This is a genomic window from Pseudomonas sp. NPDC089752 (assembly GCF_044748725.1).
Taxonomy (GTDB): domain Bacteria; phylum Pseudomonadota; class Gammaproteobacteria; order Pseudomonadales; family Pseudomonadaceae; genus Aquipseudomonas.
Map to the genome: position 1 here is coordinate 172460 of NZ_JBIVGP010000006.1, position 16935 is coordinate 189394.

15 protein-coding genes and 1 pseudogene are annotated in these 16935 nt (G+C 53.9%); 10 read left to right on the plus strand and 6 right to left on the minus strand.

The annotated features are described in order from the left end of the window. Window positions 1-142: 142 nt before the first annotated feature. A pseudogene (locus tag ACIPZF_RS12115) lies at window positions 143-874 on the minus strand (NADH:flavin oxidoreductase); the annotation flags it as partial. A 172-nt stretch (window positions 875-1046) separates the two neighbouring features. Between ACIPZF_RS12115 and ACIPZF_RS12120 the strand changes: the two are divergent. Next, window positions 1047-1379 (plus strand): LysR family transcriptional regulator, encoded by a 333-nt coding sequence (locus ACIPZF_RS12120; RefSeq protein ID WP_400799708.1) that lies wholly within the window; start codon window positions 1047-1049, stop codon window positions 1377-1379. A gap of 45 nt (window positions 1380-1424) precedes the next feature. On the opposite strand, the gene ACIPZF_RS12125 is transcribed toward ACIPZF_RS12120, so the two are convergent. Further along, complete coding sequence (locus tag ACIPZF_RS12125) at window positions 1425-2006, minus strand: hypothetical protein (RefSeq protein ID WP_400799249.1); 582 nt, start codon at window positions 2004-2006, stop codon at window positions 1425-1427. A 373-nt stretch (window positions 2007-2379) separates the two neighbouring features. On the opposite strand from ACIPZF_RS12125, the gene ACIPZF_RS12130 reads away from it, so the two are divergent. The 5 genes from ACIPZF_RS12130 (at window position 2380) to ACIPZF_RS12150 (ending at window position 6778) form a co-directional block, all read left to right on the plus strand. Beyond that, window positions 2380-2745 (plus strand): hypothetical protein, encoded by a 366-nt coding sequence (locus tag ACIPZF_RS12130; protein ID WP_400799251.1) that lies wholly within the window; start codon window positions 2380-2382, stop codon window positions 2743-2745. A 99-nt stretch (window positions 2746-2844) separates the two neighbouring features. Beyond that, window positions 2845-3219 (plus strand): type II toxin-antitoxin system CcdA family antitoxin, encoded by a 375-nt coding sequence (locus tag ACIPZF_RS12135; protein ID WP_400799254.1) that lies wholly within the window; start codon window positions 2845-2847, stop codon window positions 3217-3219. 732 nt (window positions 3220-3951) lie between these two features. Beyond that, window positions 3952-4269: a hypothetical protein gene (locus tag ACIPZF_RS12140; RefSeq protein WP_400799257.1), complete on the plus strand. Its 318-nt coding sequence runs from the start codon at window positions 3952-3954 to the stop codon at window positions 4267-4269. 559 nt (window positions 4270-4828) lie between these two features. After that, complete coding sequence (locus ACIPZF_RS12145) at window positions 4829-5224, plus strand: HAD family hydrolase (protein ID WP_400799260.1); 396 nt, start codon at window positions 4829-4831, stop codon at window positions 5222-5224. A gap of 414 nt (window positions 5225-5638) precedes the next feature. Next, window positions 5639-6778 carry a hypothetical protein gene (locus ACIPZF_RS12150; RefSeq protein WP_400799263.1) on the plus strand — a complete coding sequence of 380 codons (1140 nt, stop codon included), beginning with the start codon at window positions 5639-5641 and terminating at the stop codon, window positions 6776-6778. Window positions 6779-6909: 131 nt separating this feature from the next. On the opposite strand, the gene ACIPZF_RS12155 is transcribed toward ACIPZF_RS12150, so the two are convergent. Next, complete coding sequence (locus ACIPZF_RS12155; RefSeq protein WP_400799266.1) at window positions 6910-7479, minus strand: helix-turn-helix domain-containing protein; 570 nt, start codon at window positions 7477-7479, stop codon at window positions 6910-6912. Between the two features lie 198 nt (window positions 7480-7677). Between ACIPZF_RS12155 and ACIPZF_RS12160 the strand changes: the two genes are divergently transcribed. The 3 genes from ACIPZF_RS12160 to ACIPZF_RS12170 all read left to right on the plus strand — a co-directional run bounded on the left by ACIPZF_RS12160 (window position 7678) and on the right by ACIPZF_RS12170 (window position 9397). Beyond that, window positions 7678-8409 (plus strand): metallophosphoesterase, encoded by a 732-nt coding sequence (locus ACIPZF_RS12160; protein WP_400799269.1) that lies wholly within the window; start codon window positions 7678-7680, stop codon window positions 8407-8409. Next, the gene (locus ACIPZF_RS12165; protein WP_400799271.1) at window positions 8409-8720 is read left to right on the plus strand and encodes a hypothetical protein; all 312 of its coding nucleotides are present in this window, start codon (window positions 8409-8411) and stop codon (window positions 8718-8720) included. The genes ACIPZF_RS12160 and ACIPZF_RS12165 overlap by 1 nt, the downstream gene beginning before the upstream one ends. A 179-nt stretch (window positions 8721-8899) precedes the next feature. Further along, complete coding sequence (locus tag ACIPZF_RS12170) at window positions 8900-9397, plus strand: hypothetical protein (protein ID WP_400799274.1); 498 nt, start codon at window positions 8900-8902, stop codon at window positions 9395-9397. Between the two features lie 203 nt (window positions 9398-9600). On the opposite strand, the gene ACIPZF_RS12175 is transcribed toward ACIPZF_RS12170, so the two are convergent. From ACIPZF_RS12175 to ACIPZF_RS12185, 3 genes are all read right to left on the minus strand, one after another. After that, window positions 9601-10620, minus strand: a complete 1020-nt coding sequence (locus ACIPZF_RS12175) for a hypothetical protein (RefSeq protein ID WP_400799277.1) — start codon at window positions 10618-10620, stop codon at window positions 9601-9603. A 384-nt stretch (window positions 10621-11004) separates the two neighbouring features. Beyond that, window positions 11005-11199 carry a hypothetical protein gene (locus ACIPZF_RS12180; protein WP_400799279.1) on the minus strand — a complete coding sequence of 65 codons (195 nt, stop codon included), beginning with the start codon at window positions 11197-11199 and terminating at the stop codon, window positions 11005-11007. Between the two features lie 622 nt (window positions 11200-11821). Next, the gene (locus tag ACIPZF_RS12185; RefSeq protein WP_400799281.1) at window positions 11822-13081 is read right to left on the minus strand and encodes a DUF4427 domain-containing protein; all 1260 of its coding nucleotides are present in this window, start codon (window positions 13079-13081) and stop codon (window positions 11822-11824) included. A 458-nt stretch (window positions 13082-13539) separates the two neighbouring features. Here ACIPZF_RS12185 and ACIPZF_RS12190 point away from each other — a divergent pair, with 458 nt between their 5' ends. Further along, window positions 13540-16347, plus strand: coding sequence for a TrlF family AAA-like ATPase (locus ACIPZF_RS12190; RefSeq protein ID WP_400799283.1), 2808 nt, complete (start codon window positions 13540-13542; stop codon window positions 16345-16347). Window positions 16348-16935 lie beyond the last annotated feature (588 nt).

Consider the following 16935-nt stretch of genomic DNA (forward strand, 5'->3'; position numbering starts at 1 on the left):
TTCAGCAAGCACGTTTCATTATGCCCGCTAGGTAATGTTCGCTTTCCTTACTTATTCAGCCGATTGGCAAATAGCATGCGCCTAGATGCTCCCTACTAATTCATAGTTGGGAGGTCTAGGCGCTTTTTAGTTAGCCTTAAGTTTAGATTGCCAGCTCTGACTCTTTGATTTTGGCAATAGGGCCCAAAATTGAAGGGTCAAATTCTCGCAGGGGCTCACCGCGTTGCACGAGATTTGGCAGGTCTGGATTGGCCAGTGCCCCGCGACCGAAAGCGATCACGTCAGCACCTTTCTCCAGGAGTTCTACCGAACGATCCAGGTCATGCAGCGAGCCGTTGGTGAGGATTGTGGTGTTTGGCGCATACTTCTTCGCCAGTTTGGCCAGGCTGTCGCTACCGCCTTCGAAGGCTGGTTTCCAGGCTTCGAACTCGGTGACGTGGATGTAATCGACACCGGCGTCAGCCAGGGCACCGAAAATCACCTCGGCAGCCTTTTCGCCTTCTGCCCACTTGTGATGGAAATCATTCACCTTGCCCTGTGAAATGCGAACACCTATGGCGGCACCAGGCTTGACAGTTTTCTTCACTGCGTTGACGACCTCAAGAATGAGGGCTGCGCGGTTTTTAACGTTGCCACCCCAGCGGTCAGTACGCTGGTTGGTGTAGTCGGTGAAAAACTGATCGAGTAGGTAGCCGTTTGCGCCATGAATTTCAACGCCATCGAAACCTGAGACTTCAGTTGCCAAACGTGCGGCGTTGGCGAAGCCTTCAATTGCCTCAGCGATTTCCGCGTCAGATGCAGCTGCCGGCACGGGGTACTTGCCCTTACCGTAATAAAAGGCCATCTGGTCGCAAGAGTCGGGAAGTGTTGTTGGTAAACTTGTCATTGATGTCGACTAGGCGCGTGAGTGAATGGCTAGGATGTAGGTATGAGGTTTTGAGCTAATACCGGAAGTCGGGTGATCTGGGGAATGCTTTGTGTCTGAGAAAAGCGTAGAAGAAATATTAGTTTTCGATTTGCTTTCTGCCGTGAATTTGAATTGCCTTGTGGTTTTCATGGCTTTATATCAGGAGCGCAACGTCACTCGCGCTTCAAGGCAGCTCCAGATCGGGCAGCCGGCTGTCAGTAATAGTCTGATGAGACTTAGGTCACTGCTCGGAGATCAGTTGTTCATCAGAAAGCAGTGTTGGATGGAACCTACGCGACGCGCCCACGAGATAGCTCAAAGCCTTATGCCCCTCATCGTTGATGTTCAGATGTTTCTACGAACCAACTGGAGACCTTTGGATGAGGCAAGCGCTCAATCCGAATCCTGCGAAGTTTATGAAACTACAGCCATTGATTTTCACGAAATAGATCATCCACAGGGGTGCCGCTGAGCGATTGCACATGGGCAGGGAGTACCCCTACCCATGTGTGTAGCTTTAGATCAGCCCTTTGTCCTTCAGTTCTCGCTGGACACGGCGTTTGATTTTCGCGATCGGTGGGTCTTCGACAACTTTAGACTGCTGGTTGAAGAGCGAAGGAAATCGGGACTTGGCCATCGCTACAGGTACCAAGGCGAATGACCCCCACTTCAGCTGCCAGGCGTGAAACTCCGCTTCTGTTTCAATCACGTACAGAGGTTCATCAAAAACGTTACGGAAGTCCATGGCGCTGAGCGCCCCATGACCGGGAGTTGGCACTCGAACCTCGCGTCCCCGCTTGTCCCAGCCGATGAAATACGAGTCAAAGCCAACTGACGTCCATGTGCAATCGTTCAGGCGTACATGGTCTACGCCCTCTTTAGGGAGTCGCAAGGCGCATATCTTCTGCATTAGACCAAGGTAAAAATCACCGATGCGATCAGCAGGAGCGGTTTTGACGCACCCTTTGAAGTGGTTGTAGTCGTTGTAGCCGAGCCTTTTAGCCAGGTAGTTGAGATACTGGGTGTGCTTAAGCTTTGGCGCATCCGCCACCTTCGTCTCTTTGAAGGTTTCCAAAATGGATTCAGCAGAAAAACTCATGACATTAGCTCCACTGTCATGGCCGTAAAAGCACCTTAGATGGTAGACCTTTGCAGATCTGATGCGCTTTGCTGGGCTTGCTGCGAGCCGGGCTGGCCACGGGGGACTAATGTGGTTGGCGGCTACTGCACCGTACTCTCCCACGCAGCAGGGCGGTGTACGGCGACCTGGGCTCTGGGCCCTGGTCTGCAGGATAGCAAGTAGCGAAATTCTTGTGCAAGCGCTTGAGTCTGGTACCACGCCGTCAGGCTGTCGGTGAAGGGTGACTCCGCCGTTGAGGAATTTGTTCGTGTCTGACGGAGTGCGCGGTGACTCATCGATAGTAACCTGAAGTATCCAGGGGACAAGTGCTCCCTTGGCCACCAATGCTTAGATGGCTGAGATCGTTTTGAACACTGATGTCGAAGCTGAGATCTGGCGCCACGCTTGCTTGAGATATCCAGGGCAGCTGGCCGAAATCCTTGACCACGCGCTTGGCTGCTTCACTCGACAACCGGGACTTGATGACCTGACTCGCCTTCATCACGTGATACTGAGCGACCTCGGATTCGAGCGGCTAGCCGAGGCGTTAGCCAGTCACTCCTGGCAAGCCTGGCATGTCCGTCATTACGACCATATTGAGCTTCGCTGGCAGCTCCGAATGCACCTCAAGCGATACCTGCAGGCGCGACTGATCCGCGACGGAGTTGCGTCTAGCGTTATTCGTGACGACCATTTCGCCGCTGATCTCGGACTGTGAGGCGTCTTCAGCCTGATGAAGATTGTGCTGGCACGCTTGAGCTCTCAGGCATAGCCTCAACTCATGACGAAACATACGTTTTTATGAAGGAGTAGCGCCGTGCCGCCATCCTATGGAAAAAGTGCACTCAAGGAATCAGTTACCCTCGCCATTAGCGCTGATCTGCTCGCCAGAGCTGTGGAGTTGGGCCTGAATCCAAGCGAGACGCTGGAAAAAGCGCTGGCTGAAGCTGTGAGCCAGCGTGAACAGGAGATCAGTAGGACAGCCCCTCAAGAGGTCGAAGGAGCGTCGTCGGCGGAGGACATTGATCCCGTGCTACTGGCTGCTGCGACTGGCCTGTTGGGCGATGAAGCGAAGGCCGTGCGTTGGCTAACAAGACCAAACAGCGCATTGGGTCACAAGCGCTTAGTTGACGCTGATCACCAAAAGGTATTGGACGTAATAGCGCGCCTATCTCATGGCTTCTGCGTATAGCCTTTCATCAAGCTGTTCAGGCAAAGCGATACCTCCCAACACTTCCGCCTGGTGTCCCTGGCTTCATATCGGAGCCGATGCTGAGCTGATGGCTCAGCTCTTCCAAACAGGACTCTGGGTACGCCGCCTCCGGTCAATGTCGTACAAAATTACTAAATTGCGACAAAACGTTCAGATTCGCGACAATCTGTTCACCCCCCCCTCTTGAAAATTTTTAAACGAGACGGAGTTTTTATATTTGAGGGCAATAGAAAAGCGGTGATGCCTCTGGCAACGCCGTTCCGGCAGGATCCTGCTGTGTTTTTCAATCGGGCAGTTCGAATTTTGCTTACTCGGTCTATAGGGTAAAACAGTCCTCTGCTGGCACCGAATCGGGTGGGGGGCGAGGGGGGATCGCCTTTATTTGCAGCCGTAAGGCTGCTGCTTATGCTTTGATTACAAACCAACTGGCCTATTTTTTTAAAAATCAATATATGGTGGTTTTAAAGGGTTTTTTCGGTACTTTTGCCTATATCTGGTATTTTGACGACGTTTGCATCAGCTGCTAAAGGTGAAGCCTGAGGGGCTGTGTAGACGATGGGAAGGAATTCCGTGGTGTCACTTGCTCTGGTTGGGAAGAGCCTGTTGCTTGCAGTGTACAATTTGAGACCTGGGCCTCCTCTGGCTCATCTTGGTGGAGGCGATCGGCATGAAGATTCTCCACCCGTAATCAGTGGTGTTTGAGATCGAGATATGAGTAAGACCCTTAGCGAGGAAGAGATGAGAGCGGCGTTGTTCGGTGACGCCGCAGGGCCTGTCGGCGGGCCAATTCAACATCAACCCCAACCCAGGGCGGTGTCGGCGACAAAGACACATAGGGTTAAGCGCCTGTCCTCTAGGTTACGCGTCACTATGCGAGTTGCTAGGGAGTTCGAAGGGGAGGAAGAAGTCTTTGTCCATGATGCGAACACGCTGAGTACGCTGATCGCGGAGGCCGAGGCCAAAACAGCGGCGAAAAAGAAGAAGTATCGCTATTTCGATGTGATTTCAGTGACACCGGTTCAGGTCTGAGCGCTTCGTCCCGCAGTGCCTTGAATAAAGCTTGCCACTATTCAGTTTAGTTTCGGTATGTGAGAGGTATGGATGCGTTCTAAGCGTGAGCAACGGCCCGAAACGGTGATCTGCGCAAATCTCAAGTGTGCGAGAACGCTAAGTTTCTCCGGTTACCGGCAGGGGTATGTCGACGAGGAAGTTGAACCAGATCGTGTCCATTGGCGTTCATACCCACTCCTCGATGGCGACTCTGTGTTATGTCCATGCGGGCACTACACGGCTTACTACAACCCTGCAACGCGCACCCCACCTTCAAGGTGAGGCGCCTGAAATATGTGAGGCCAGCCCTGTGCCGATCGTAGCAGCTATTTTTGATGCCTTTTGAACTACGGTTCAGATCAAGTGCAAGCGTCATCCATTTCGGCAACTGCTGCGCATTGGCGCGAAGCAAGGCCGCACGCCGCACGCCGCTGATCTCCACTGTCTGATGACCTCTCGCCTCGGGATAGAGCATGCTGCAGAGCTCTTCGGAATCAGTCTCAACGCTCATGAGCTTCGATCCTTGGAGCATGACCTTATGAAGGAGCTGGAATCGATCACGGTGTACCCCGATGCAATTGAGGCGTTCCGGAGGTTAAAGGCCGCAGGCGTAGCGACCGCCATCTGCTCGAACCTTGCCTCCCCATATGGGCCAGTGCTGAGGCGCTTATTGGGTGACGTCGACGGATTTGCGTTGAGCTACGAAGTCGGGATGATGAAGCCGCATGAGGGTATCTATCTCGATGTGTGCAATAAGTTGGCTGTACGCCCGCGATGGGATCACAGCCCATCAGCTGAGCGTGTGGTTATGATCGGTGATTCTCGGCCATGCGATAGAGATGGCCCTCGGGCTGTTGGCATTTCCGGCTATTACCTGGATCGTAGTGGGGGCGGGGAAATTGCCGACCTAGTGCAATTCGTGGAGCTCGTATAATTGGGGGAAAGCTGTCTCGATGACGGCACGTTTCGCAAATGACCAGCGAGTGATTCTTTCCAATGCCGCAATGGCTCCAATGGCCCTCGCGCGATGCTCTGAGTGAGCGTAGCTACACCTGCTGTTCGAGTCTGATGTGATGACATGAACAATCAGAGGCCGGCTCGAACAGTCCAGGGCGGATGGTTTTCGTAGGATGAGTGAGATGCATGGGCTGGGCAGGTGCACCCCTCGTTAATCAGCGTCATGCCTGGCGAACGTGGGCAAATCGCCAGTATGATCAGGCTATTACCCAAGGAGAGGTGCGTAATGTTTGGTTTTTCACCCAAGAGTAAGGGCTATCTGTTTTCCAGCACTAGCCTAGTTGATGGCCTGGCTCACCGTAGATCGACCACACTCGCAGAGGTTGAGAGCTTGGATGCCAACCGTATGCTCAACACTGCGCCGGATGACCTGATTGCGTATCTGATCGAGAAAGCCTCGGTGGAACCAATCGTTCTTCGCAAAGAGGATTGGTATGCGGAATCTAAAGAAGTCCAAATCGATGTTCGGTATGACTGTAATCGGTATATCCGAGATACCAGCCGCCCCGTTCTGATTGCAGGTGAGAAAATAGAAGTTCACGTCCCTTTCGATGGGCCTGCTGATTTCTTCTACGCGCAGTCGAATCAAATGACCACCAATCCACCTCGCGCGAAGGTGGTCGGCAGCGAGCTGATTCTGGAATTCCAATATGCAGCGGATTCGCCCCGTGAGATCCGTCCAGAGGTCGACCGCCTGCTGTCGAGTATCGAAACGTATTTGAGCTGGCAGCAGCCTTTGATCGACGCCCACAACTCGTCGATGCCCAGCATGGCTCGTCAGGCAGTGGACACGCGAAGAGAGAGACTCCTGGCTCAGTCCCAGCGCACGGCTGCTTTGGGCATTCCGATTCGCCAACGCTCGGATGCGCCCAAGACTTACGCTGTGCCAACTGCACGGCGCAAAGCCGCACCGACCTTACCAGCTGCTACCTCCAAACCCTACCAGCCAGAGCCGACTTGGGCGATGGATCAATACGAGCATGCTCTGAAAATTGTGCAGGACATGTCTGTGGTCATGGAGCGCAGTCCGGCTGCGTTCAAAACCATGGACGAGGAGGCGCTTCGCCAGGCCTTCCTGATGCAGCTAAACGCCCAGTTCGAGGGTAAGGCAACCGGCGAAACCTTCAACATGAGTGGAAAGACCGACATCCTGCTGCGTGAGGGGGAGCGCAACGTCTTCATTGCCGAATGCAAATTCTGGAAAGGCCCGAAGGCGTTTGGTGAGGCAATTGACCAACTGCTCCGATACACGACGTGGCGAGACAGCAAGACGGCCATTCTAGTCTTCAACAGAGGCGTGGAAACAAGCCGCGTCTTGTCCGGTGTAGATGCGACTGCCCAGGGTCATGAGAATTTCAAAAAGCGCGTGAGCTACCCTCATGAGAGCGGCTTCCGTTACGTGTTCCACCAGGTAGGCGATGCGAACCGTGAGTTGATCATCACCGTCCTGGTCTTCCATGTTCCGTCATGAGCCGGTACGGCGACATGGGGCTGAGATGTCAGTGACTCTCAGCCCCTGGCTTGCTGCGATCGCCTCCGTGGTGGGCGCCTATCTGAAACTACCTTTTTCAGTGCCTTAGTAGGTCAGCCGGGCGCGAGTTCCTAGCGAGCCGGGGGAAACGCTCGTTGCCAAAGAAAATTCACGGTGGATCGGCTGATTCCCAACTGCCTCGCAGTCTCCGCTTGAGTCAGCCCTGACTTCTTGCATTCCTGAACCTTTCGCAACTTGTCGAGATCCGCAGGGCGCGCTGCTGGCCGTTTTAATATCTCATCACCCTCCAGATGGGCAGCGATATCATCGGGGCTCACTCGATCCCTGAGTGCCCTCAATTCCTCTGTGGCCTGTGCAAGCAAAAGGTCATGGGGCTCATCGTCTCGTGTCGCCAGTACTAAGGCCATCAACGCTAACGGGCTTAGTTCCAGGACGGCAGCGAGCTCAACGAATTTGTCCAAGGTAGGCGTGCTCCGGGCGCTTTCGATCTTGGCTAAATAGGTGCGCGACGTTGCCTGCGCCATTTCTTCTTGAGTCAAACCCAAGCTGCCTCGGACGGCTCTGATGACTGCAGCGAGCGCAGGTCTAATCGGCGTCAACGCGAATATCCTCGGAAAATTGAGGATGTAGCCACGTTGCGTTGTACAGTTACACGTCATATGGTGTATAAAACTGCTCATCTAGGCTTTCCGAGCCTGGCGGTGCTATGAGGCGGCGAACGTGTGTGCGCCGCTCGACACGGTCGCTTCATGACCCAGGTAAGCGTTAGGCCCTAGCAGTCCTGGAATGGTTGGCATGATGCTGACGGCCAATTAACCCCTAAATCGTGCGCAACCCCCCATCTCCACAGGGGCTGATAGGTCAATGGAGGCTTTGCTGTGAGAGTGCGGATCTACTCCGACCTGCATCGTGAATTTGAAGCTTGGGAGGCCCCGGAGTGTTCAGGGGTCGACCTTGTGATTTTGGCCGGCGACATTGACAAAAAGGGTAGGGGGGTCACATGGGCCAACAAGGCCTTCGACTGCCCCGTTGTCTACATCGGCGGCAATCATGAGTTTTATGACGGTCACCTTGATCGTACTCTGCGGAAAATGAAAGACAGCGCCGCCAGCCACGTCCATGTGCTTGAAAACGAGACCTTCACGCTGGGAAACCTCCGAGTCCTCGGTACATTAGGGTGGACTGACTTCACAGCAACTGGCGATCAAGTTGCGGCGACCAATATGGCTCGCGAATGGATGGGCGACTTCAAATACATCCGTACAGACTCGAATTACCGGCGTTTGAGGCCTGATGACGTCATTGCTAGGAATCATGTCGCTGAGGCATGGCTGAGACAGGAACTGGCAAAAAAATTTGAAGGCAAAACGGTGGTCGTAACCCATCACTCTCCCTCGCCCTTGATCATTGGAAATGAGCATGAGGGGCACCTCACAGCGTCTTACACGAACGACTGGCAAGACCTCATTCCTGGAGTAGATATGTGGGTTTTCGGCCATACCCATCACCCTGTCGACACTGAGCTGGCAGGTTGTAGGGTGATCTCAAACCCAAAGGGGTATCCAAATGAAAACACGGGCTTTGATCCCTATTTTGAGATTCAGATCTGATGACTAACGCTGTGCGGAAGCTACCTGAGCTCGCTGTTGATTCTACCGACGAGCCGAGAACTCCATTCGAGGTGATTCGGGCGCAGGGCATTGATTGGAATGTCCCTGTTGATGCGTTCCTAGCTGATGCTGCTCGGGCCGGGACACGGTATGCCGCCTTGGTATACTGCGATCGATCCGGTGTGAACCAAGACGGTATGACTATCGCGACCCCACCATTGGAGTTCATTGAAGCCAGAGCAGGCTTTAAGTTGATGCGTAGCATCTGTGGCAATGATCATTACGTGATTACAAGCGAGCTGAGCAAGTAGCAGCGCTCTGCGAGAGGTTGCGCCTCTTCAGCGTTAGGCATCAATTGTTTTAGATTCGGCTCAGAACGACGCGCGAGCTTTTATATTGCATCTTTGACTGATGCTGCGAGCTGTAGCGCCATTTTTATGGGATTCAGGGTCAGGCTTCCCTAGTCAACATAGGCACTTAAGGAAAACGTATGTCTGTGCTCAAAAAGATGACTGTTACCGTTAAGAATTACGACCAGCACGTCAGTGGTGATCTTGATGCACTCTACAAGAACGTCCGATGTGAAGATGATTCAGGTGCTACTTTTTGTTTTAAAGGAGTGGTGATGCTTAACTATTTAAAGCGACATGGCGCGATCGTCACTGACATTCCGCGTACTTGGTATTATAAACATCTCGCTAAAAAGACAATTGTCCTTGTTGCACTTGAAAAGGCTGATGGGAAGGTTGAATTTGATTTGGAGCATATGCGGGCGGTTGCTAAGTCCAGTATCCTCAAAGGAGTCATGTTTGCGGTAGCCGCTGTTCCTGCAGGGGTAATTATTGCGACGGCTACTTTCGGTGTCGGCCTTATATTCATCCCTGTAGGGTTTTTCTACGCGTACAGAAGCGCATTCAAAATCCCAGGTTTGCTGCGCCGTAAGACCTTGGTGCGTGAGTTGGCTGAGTATGGGGTTGTCGTTCGATAACCCGGCTTAAAAGCTTCCGTCTGCGGGGCGAAAGCAGCTACCAACGACCGGCAGCAACGGCCAAAAACAGATGCACATTAAGAGCTGCTTTGGCCGTTATTGGATAGAGTGTGGATGCTAGCTGCAATCCCTTTACCACTGCATGCCACCCCGCCTCGCATTATCTATCTCCCAGCGCACGCGATTCAGCGCCTACGCCTTCGCTACGCGTCATCTGACAGGCCATTGATTGCTCTTATGTGATTCACCACTGTTTGAGTAATTTGAGGAGTACTCCAACCTTCGGCATTAATAATGGTGCTGTCTGGATAATGGGCTTGTATGTGCGATACATGGTCATGCAGGCATACAAACAACACATCATTGTCTTTTAGGCGTGCCTTGAGCGCATTCAGATATTGAGGTGCAGCCTCCGACCCCACCACCATAACACGCGGAGAAGCAAAATTTGCTATAGCAGGCCGGTCAATTACGGCAACTGATCGGTTTGACGTGCGAATTGCTTTCAACCAAAAACCGTTTATTAACGAATCAATCAAGGTGAACTGGTTCGTGTCGAAGATGATATCTACGAGCTTTGGGAACCAGGCAACATGGCCGATGGCGGATGGTTTGAGTTCTTCAGTTGTAAAACATGCCCGAACCAATTTCTCAGCAAGTTCAGTCAATTTTTTATCAATATACATCGACCTTGAAACAAGCTCTTCGTATTCATGCTTCTGTATCGGATGACTCAGATGCAGTATCTCAACAGGATCAACATGACCGTTGCCTTGGCTCGGTTTCAGGTCAAAGCGGGTCGCGACATAGGATCTGCGGAGCATCTGTAGCTGCTCATCTGAAACCTGGCTGAGGGTGATGATCAGGAAGCGTCTGCTCTTCCCTTGCACCTCGCCACGACCAATGGCCGCAGCCAGGCGCCCGTAGTACTTGGCCTTCTCGTTTTCCATATCGGCCATGCAACCTGACAGCAAAGCGGTGTAATCATCCGCTGTCAGGTGCTCCGTGACCTCTGGAGTAACCTCTCCAGCAAAGACGCTTTGGATGAATTCCTGGTAACGTTTTTCAGACCGGCGCTCCATCTGCGCAGCCGCTTGCTTACTAAGCAGCTGCAACCCCTCATAGCCGGCTGTCAGCAAAGCTCCTCCGGGGAGCAATCCAATTCCAGCCTTGGCTGCGATGGAGATCAGCTCAGTGAGGGGGTGTTCGGCGTCCTTTGTCATTCCACTTCTCCCATTGTATGGCTAGGCATTAACCATCGCAAAGCGTAGGCCGGCTGTACGCGGTAATCCACTTGCGCACGAGATGGGGCATTGAGGTAGAGGCTCAGAGCTACGCTGGCAACGGACACCCCAGGTTGCAGGCACTCTTGCACATCCTGGGCTTTGAAGGGATTGGGCTAAGAGGTGCGTTAGCGCATGGTGATCCTTCCGATAAGGTAATGGTGTCAACGTAATTGCTGGTGGGAGCCATCGTCCTTTTTGTCGGCATACTGAAGGTGTGACGGGCGGACGCTCACTTCTAACCCACTTTTGCAGTCGATCTACCAGTCGACTGCCTTCCGCGTCGGAGTTGCCGAGAGCCTCATTCGAAGGGAAGGATTTAACCTAATCGTCAATATGCAGCGCGATGTGGTGGATCAACTCCTTGGGGCGGGGGCTACTGATCAATTCGTAGATGATGTCCCTTTTGCTACGGGGCAACTTCTTGACGATGTTCTTGCCCGCACGGCGGACTGCTTCATCCGAGCCATGGATTCGGTCAGCGAGCATCAGAACGAGAATGGCATCGGATAGGGTCATGTGAGTCTCGGTGCTTGGAGAACGTGGAAGGTGCTGAGGAGCCAACTCTCGATTCTCCCACGTCGGGCTGTATCACGGCTTGTGGAGTCACTGACAGTGCGCGGTGGCATCGGCAAGGTTCATATCTCAAACCATCTATTTCAGAGCTTTTTGCTCAGATTGTCGAAGAAGGTCGCGTTCAGCGTCGCTGCCCAGTCAATAGGCAGCAGCTCAGTCCAGCTTAGCGCTTCGAGCAGTGTCACCAGGCCCAGTCCATACGTATTGCCCGGCGCTGACTCAACGCAAAGGCCTGCCCAGTATTTGCTGTCAAAGAAACGCGAACCCACGTGTTGTGGCGTGTGCCGGTGAGGGTGCACTTCACTTTTCCCCCACTCACAACTGACCCCATTGCGTTATCCCTGGCAAACCTGCGCGTCCTGCTAGGTGAGGTTCCTCTCCCCCCGGGGGAGGCCGTCATGAATGTCCTTGCTCGGGCAAGTGGAGCGCGCAGGCGTGAGGATCAAAGCCCGCAGGGCCAAGACCCGGCCAATGCCGGGGCTTGGTTCACGAGAGCCGACCCGAAGGGCACGCAAGGACTGGGCTTGAGAACTTTGTCGCTTGCCGCGCTCAGGCCTTCCCCCGGTCAATCACTTGCTTTGGTGTGGTTGTAAAAAGGATGATCCATCTCCTGAAAGTCCGTGTAGTAGGGTATGCCGTCGCAACTGACGCTGTTCCGAACGGTGAAATAGGTAGCATTGACCTCGAACTCAGTGGCCAAACCTAGAGCAACCCTTTCGCAGTAGTGCTCGTCGAAACCTGCGGGTAACGGCACCAATTGGGCGATATCAAGGAGATAGCGGCCTTCAGTACTGACAATGAGGCGGTTCGCGGCAAGCAAGGCTCTGACCAATTCAGAACCGTTGTCCGGAAGCCAGACCCAGGATTTGCCGTAGGCATCATCACGATCTCTTGGCTCATGGCCTCCCGAACTAGTGATTATCCGGATGATGCTATCCAACTCGTTGTTGATCTCCTCAACACGCTCCTCGGAAATGGAGAAATAGCCAGAGAGATCGATAGAGTGCTCGTTAATCAGGTCGGAGACTCGCCCCGGATCCTGAATGCTTCCATGCTGTTCCACCTTACACAGCGGTATCACGAAGCGGATCATCGACTCGTCGATAATCCCAGCGTCCACTAAGGTCAGGATGTCATAGATCACTTTTTCTACGTCTTCTTGATCCTGAACCAGTACCCCCATCCCCTGGATATCCGAGCCGCCAAGGCTCAACCCCGGCATTTCAGCTAAGGTCTCAACCAAGTCGCCATCTCTGCCTGGCTCAAAGTGAGATTCTCCACCCTCGTAGCGCCACCGCCACTCGCGCTCATGCGTCCAGTCGATGGTTTTTACGTCACCGATGTTATAGGCGACGTAACGGTATTGCTCACCGATAGGCAGGACGTCGTTATCAAAAACCCTGTAAGGATGAGCGTCTTTGAGCTCCCAAGCTGGTTGGCTCAACCCATAGATCACTGGACGGGCGCCCAGGCTGAACATCGCCGCCTTTGGAATCATGAAAGCGTAACGACCAACATTCTCGCCCCTGGCCAGGCGCTCGTTGCTGGACTGAACGAAGGCCGCGAGTGGCATATCCGTGAAGCAAACTGCCGGCGACTTACCGTAGATGGTCGGCCTTCCGTTGCGAAATGACCAGGTCGCAAAGAGCTTGTTGTGCCGGAGCGCGCAGCGCATCAGGAACAGCGAATCCAGCACGCTGGACTCTGCGACGTTATTGAAACGAGCATGCTCCGGGAAGAGGATGCCGTCGGGGGTGGACTGGTCGACGTCCCGGAAGAAATGGATGAGGTAGTCAGAGAGATCGAATCGAATATTGTTGAGCATGGAGCGTCCCTGCGAGATGCGATGGTGGCAGAATCGTAGCACGGCGTGATTGTCGCTTTATGACACTGCACTGATCCCATGGAGCTGCTTAGCACGTGGAAATATGCCAGTTGAGGCGGCTCCTCGGCGCGTCAAAGCAGGACTCGCTACCGAATCGAAGCCCGGATGGTTCGGTCAGACCTTCCGCAAAACGTTGACCGATTCCGGCGAAGAGCATGCTGGGGGAGGCGGGCCGCGGTTATAGGCAGTCACACAGTCGACGTTTGCCATCGCTTGGCAGTGTGAAAAGCGAGTGAAACTAGCATCAACTCAGTGTTGAATGCACCGAGTCGCGATACAACGAAATAGGGCGGTAGCGCCTGGTGCATCAGGCCGGAATTGGTGCTCCCAGAACGCAGGTGCTAGCCCGCTGGCAAATCAGGCTTTAGGGATTAGATGTAAAAGGGGGAGGGCGGGTTTTGAGTAATTACCAAGGAATGCGGTGGTTCAAGGCTGACTTTCAAGTACAGACTCCTGAGGACAGCAAAAACTGGGAAGATGTGGAGCTCCGTTTGGGCAACCCAAGACGTCCCAGAGTTGATGGCATGCCATCGTCGGCGGGTATCCAAGAGAAAGCCCAGGTATTCCTGCGGCGGTGCCATGAGCTTGGATTGCAGATCATTGGCCTGACCGATCACAATTTTTCAGAGCAAACCGATCCCGAAGATTGGTTTTTAACCCACTTGCTCAGGCAGAACAAATCCGTTGCCAAAGCCCTCGGCAAAGATCCCATCGCTTTTTTCCCTGGCTTTGAAGTGGACATCGGTTACCACGTTCTTTGCCTGTTCGAAACCACGAGCAGCGTCGAGGATTTGGTAAGGGTTAACGGTGTGCTCACCAAGCTCGGGTTGCCGTCGCATGAGCGCTTTGACCGAGGGGAACCTCTGCCTCTCCGGCATCGTGGTGGGACTGTCAGCCTTGCTGAGCTGATCGACATCGTCCAGAAAGAGTATGGTGGGCTGGTGGTTCCTGCGCATGCTGATCAAAACGACGGTTTGTTTGCCGACGCAGCCAACAGGCTCGATTACCAACATCCCGACCTCTTGGCCGTTGAAGTCACCCAGTATCCTCTCAATGCAAAGACCTCAGGTATCTTGGGCGGTAAGAACCCTCATTGGTCGCGACCAGGCCAGCAGCCAGCGTACGTGCGATCCTCGGATGCCAAGTCTCTCAAGACGAATGAGCAGGGCGAACCGAAAGCCAATTCACTTGGCTACCGCCACACTTGGCTGAAGTGTTCGAAACCGTCCATAGAGGCGCTGAAGCAGGCATTTTTTGATCCACTTTCCAGGATATGTCTGGACGACGCCAGACCTAGTGATTTTGAGCGACATCCAAGAATTAGCTCTATAAGTGTCTCCAATACCCGGTACCTAGAAGACCAGAGGATCTGTTTCTCTCCCAATCTGAATGCTGTGATCGGAGCGCGGGGCTCAGGTAAGTCCACCATCCTTGAACTGCTCCGGATGATGTTTGCGCGCGCGCAGGGCGAGTCTCTCTCGGAGAAGACGATGGCGAAAGCCAATCGCGCCCGGCAGACACTACTTGAAAATGCGGAAATTCAAGTCGAGTGGGAGGGCGTTCCAGGACAAGTGGATGTTCTCTCGTACTCGCCCGGAAAGGGCGTTTCTCTGATCCAAGGCCAAGCCCATGATCTTGCGACCTACCTGCGGCAGATCCCAGTACAGTTCTACAGCCAGCAGCAGTTGAGTGACCTCACGGCGCCGAACGGTCAGCCACAGTTGCTGAGAATGCTCGATGAAGCCTGCATTGATGATTTGAATAAGCTGGCGGGCGAAGAGCGTATCTTGATCGCGGAGATCAAGCGGCTCTTCGCTGCTCGGGATCAAGCCAAGGCGATCACCGATCAGATCGTCTCTTTGACTCAGGAGTTAGGTGAGCTTGAGCGTCAATGGCAGGCGCGCAAAGACGTTCAAGAGGAGGCCGCCGCCTATCAGCAAGCTCAGCGAGCAAAGCGCTTCCTCCAAGAGAAACGTGATCGGGTGGATAGTGATGTCGGGATCCTTAGATCTTCTCTTGATGCCTTGGATGCCGTGGAAGGTAACTCAACCGTCGTCGCCGATGTCTGGCCCCATGCCGAATGGATTACAGGGCATGCGAGAGAGGCCGACGCGCTACGGCAGCGTTTCAAGAAGAAGCTTTCGGCGGTGCTGAATGAGATGCTCGCAGAGACAGAGACGCTGTTTGGTCAAAATGTTGAGCGGAATGAGGTGATCGAGACGCTGGATGCCGCGCGCACGACATTCGTAAAGGCCTGTGATGAAAAGGGAATCCAGCCGCAGGATGTTAGCCGCCTTCAGGAACTTGATCGTAGCAAGCAGGCCAAGCAGTCAGCGTTGGATGAAAAGAACCGCGAATTTAATGCCTTGGATGGTACAGAGGCTTCTCTGGAGCAGTCATTGGCCCGGTTGTTCTCCCTATGGGCAGAACAGGCGGCGTGCCGCACTGCAGCGGCTTCTGAGCTTACTCAAAAGACCGGTGGGGCCATAAGGGTTTCTGTAAGGCCTATGGCTTACCGGGAGTATTTCGAGAAGCTATGGGTGACTATTGAGCCTGATAGACGCACACGTATAGGTAGGGAGTGGTTGCCGATAGGCCAGGCGTTGCTGAACAGCTTTTCCGAAGCTGCAGAGAGGCATCCGTCGCCTTGGGAGCACATCGAGTATGTATTGGCTCAGCCAGAGAAGGGGCCAGAGGTCTTGCGTCAATTCCAAGGTGAAATTGGGGACTACCTCTTCCAGCAGACCGATACTTGGCGGGATTTTCGTTTGAGCCGCATTCCCGATGTCGTCGACATCGAGCTTTACCGTGCTGACCAGACCTTGGTCGGTAACCTAGAGGGCGGACAGCTTTCGGAGGGCCAGCGAAACACCGCTATTCTTCACATGCTGTTGGTGAAGGGGGATGGCCCGATCGTGATTGATCAGCCTGAAGATGAGGTCGATGCGAGCTTTATTTACAAGGAGCTTGTGCCTCTTTTGCGCCAAGCTAAGCAAACACGCCAGGTGATCCTCGCAACCCACAATGCGAACCTCCCTGTTAACGCTGATGCTGAACTCGTGGTTGCGCTTGAATCACGCCAAGGGAAAGGATGGGTTCTTGCGCAGGGAGGTCTCGACAAAAAGGACGCGTCGCATGCGGTGCTTGAGATCATGGAAGGGTCTGAGGAGGCGTTCCGTCGAAGGCGTCAGAAATACCATTACTGAGGTGACAGTTTTCGCACTGACTGGCCTCTAGCAAGTGCCGCATCGGCGCCGGCACGCATGTCCAGTGGCTCAGTGGCGAGCCAGATGACGTCGATGCGGATCATTGCTTATGGCTGCGAATGGGGTGTGCGCAACCGTCCGGGTCGGAGATGGGCCATACAACCGTGATGGTTTGAGCACCCAGTCGCAGTGCGATAGCCACCGCTTCATCAGCTTGGCGCTTGGGCGAGGGTTACAGAGGTATGAATGCAGAGAGTGGCGGGCACCGTGCGCATCTCTGCTCCCGACCCGGTTAAGCCATAGATCACTGGACGGGCGCCTCCACATCGACCGACACGCATCAGTGCCGCTTAAGCGCTTGGTGGCCAAGAGCAGCGAGCTGGTAGTCGCTGATAAACTGAAACTGCTGCTCCGCTAGAAGCCGCAGTCGAGCGATCTCAGCTGGCGGCTCATCGGCCTCCAGTGCTTCATGGTATCTCTTCATCGCCTCAACCGCCTCGACCACAATCGGATCGTTGACATGATCATTCTTCGAACATCGTGCGCCATCGTCCGCGCCTCTCCCCGCTCAGATCCACCAAGGCTAGC

What these genes read in the sequence shown, in the direction of transcription:
- ACIPZF_RS12130 (WP_400799251.1), top strand. Translation starts at nt 2,380, where the DNA reads ATGGCTGAGATCGTTTTGAACACTGATGTCGAAGCTGAGATCTGGCGC.
- ACIPZF_RS12165 (WP_400799271.1), top strand. Translation starts at nt 8,409, where the DNA reads ATGACTAACGCTGTGCGGAAGCTACCTGAGCTCGCTGTTGATTCTACC.
- ACIPZF_RS12140 (WP_400799257.1), top strand. Translation starts at nt 3,952, where the DNA reads ATGAGTAAGACCCTTAGCGAGGAAGAGATGAGAGCGGCGTTGTTCGGT.
- ACIPZF_RS12170 (WP_400799274.1), top strand. Translation starts at nt 8,900, where the DNA reads ATGTCTGTGCTCAAAAAGATGACTGTTACCGTTAAGAATTACGACCAG.
- ACIPZF_RS12175 (WP_400799277.1), bottom strand. Translation starts at nt 10,620, where the DNA reads ATGACAAAGGACGCCGAACACCCCCTCACTGAGCTGATCTCCATCGCA.
- ACIPZF_RS12180 (WP_400799279.1), bottom strand. Translation starts at nt 11,199, where the DNA reads ATGACCCTATCCGATGCCATTCTCGTTCTGATGCTCGCTGACCGAATC.
- ACIPZF_RS12125 (WP_400799249.1), bottom strand. Translation starts at nt 2,006, where the DNA reads ATGAGTTTTTCTGCTGAATCCATTTTGGAAACCTTCAAAGAGACGAAG.
- ACIPZF_RS12145 (WP_400799260.1), top strand. Translation starts at nt 4,829, where the DNA reads ATGAAGGAGCTGGAATCGATCACGGTGTACCCCGATGCAATTGAGGCG.
- ACIPZF_RS12185 (WP_400799281.1), bottom strand. Translation starts at nt 13,081, where the DNA reads ATGCTCAACAATATTCGATTCGATCTCTCTGACTACCTCATCCATTTC.
- ACIPZF_RS12155 (WP_400799266.1), bottom strand. Translation starts at nt 7,479, where the DNA reads ATGAGCAGTTTTATACACCATATGACGTGTAACTGTACAACGCAACGT.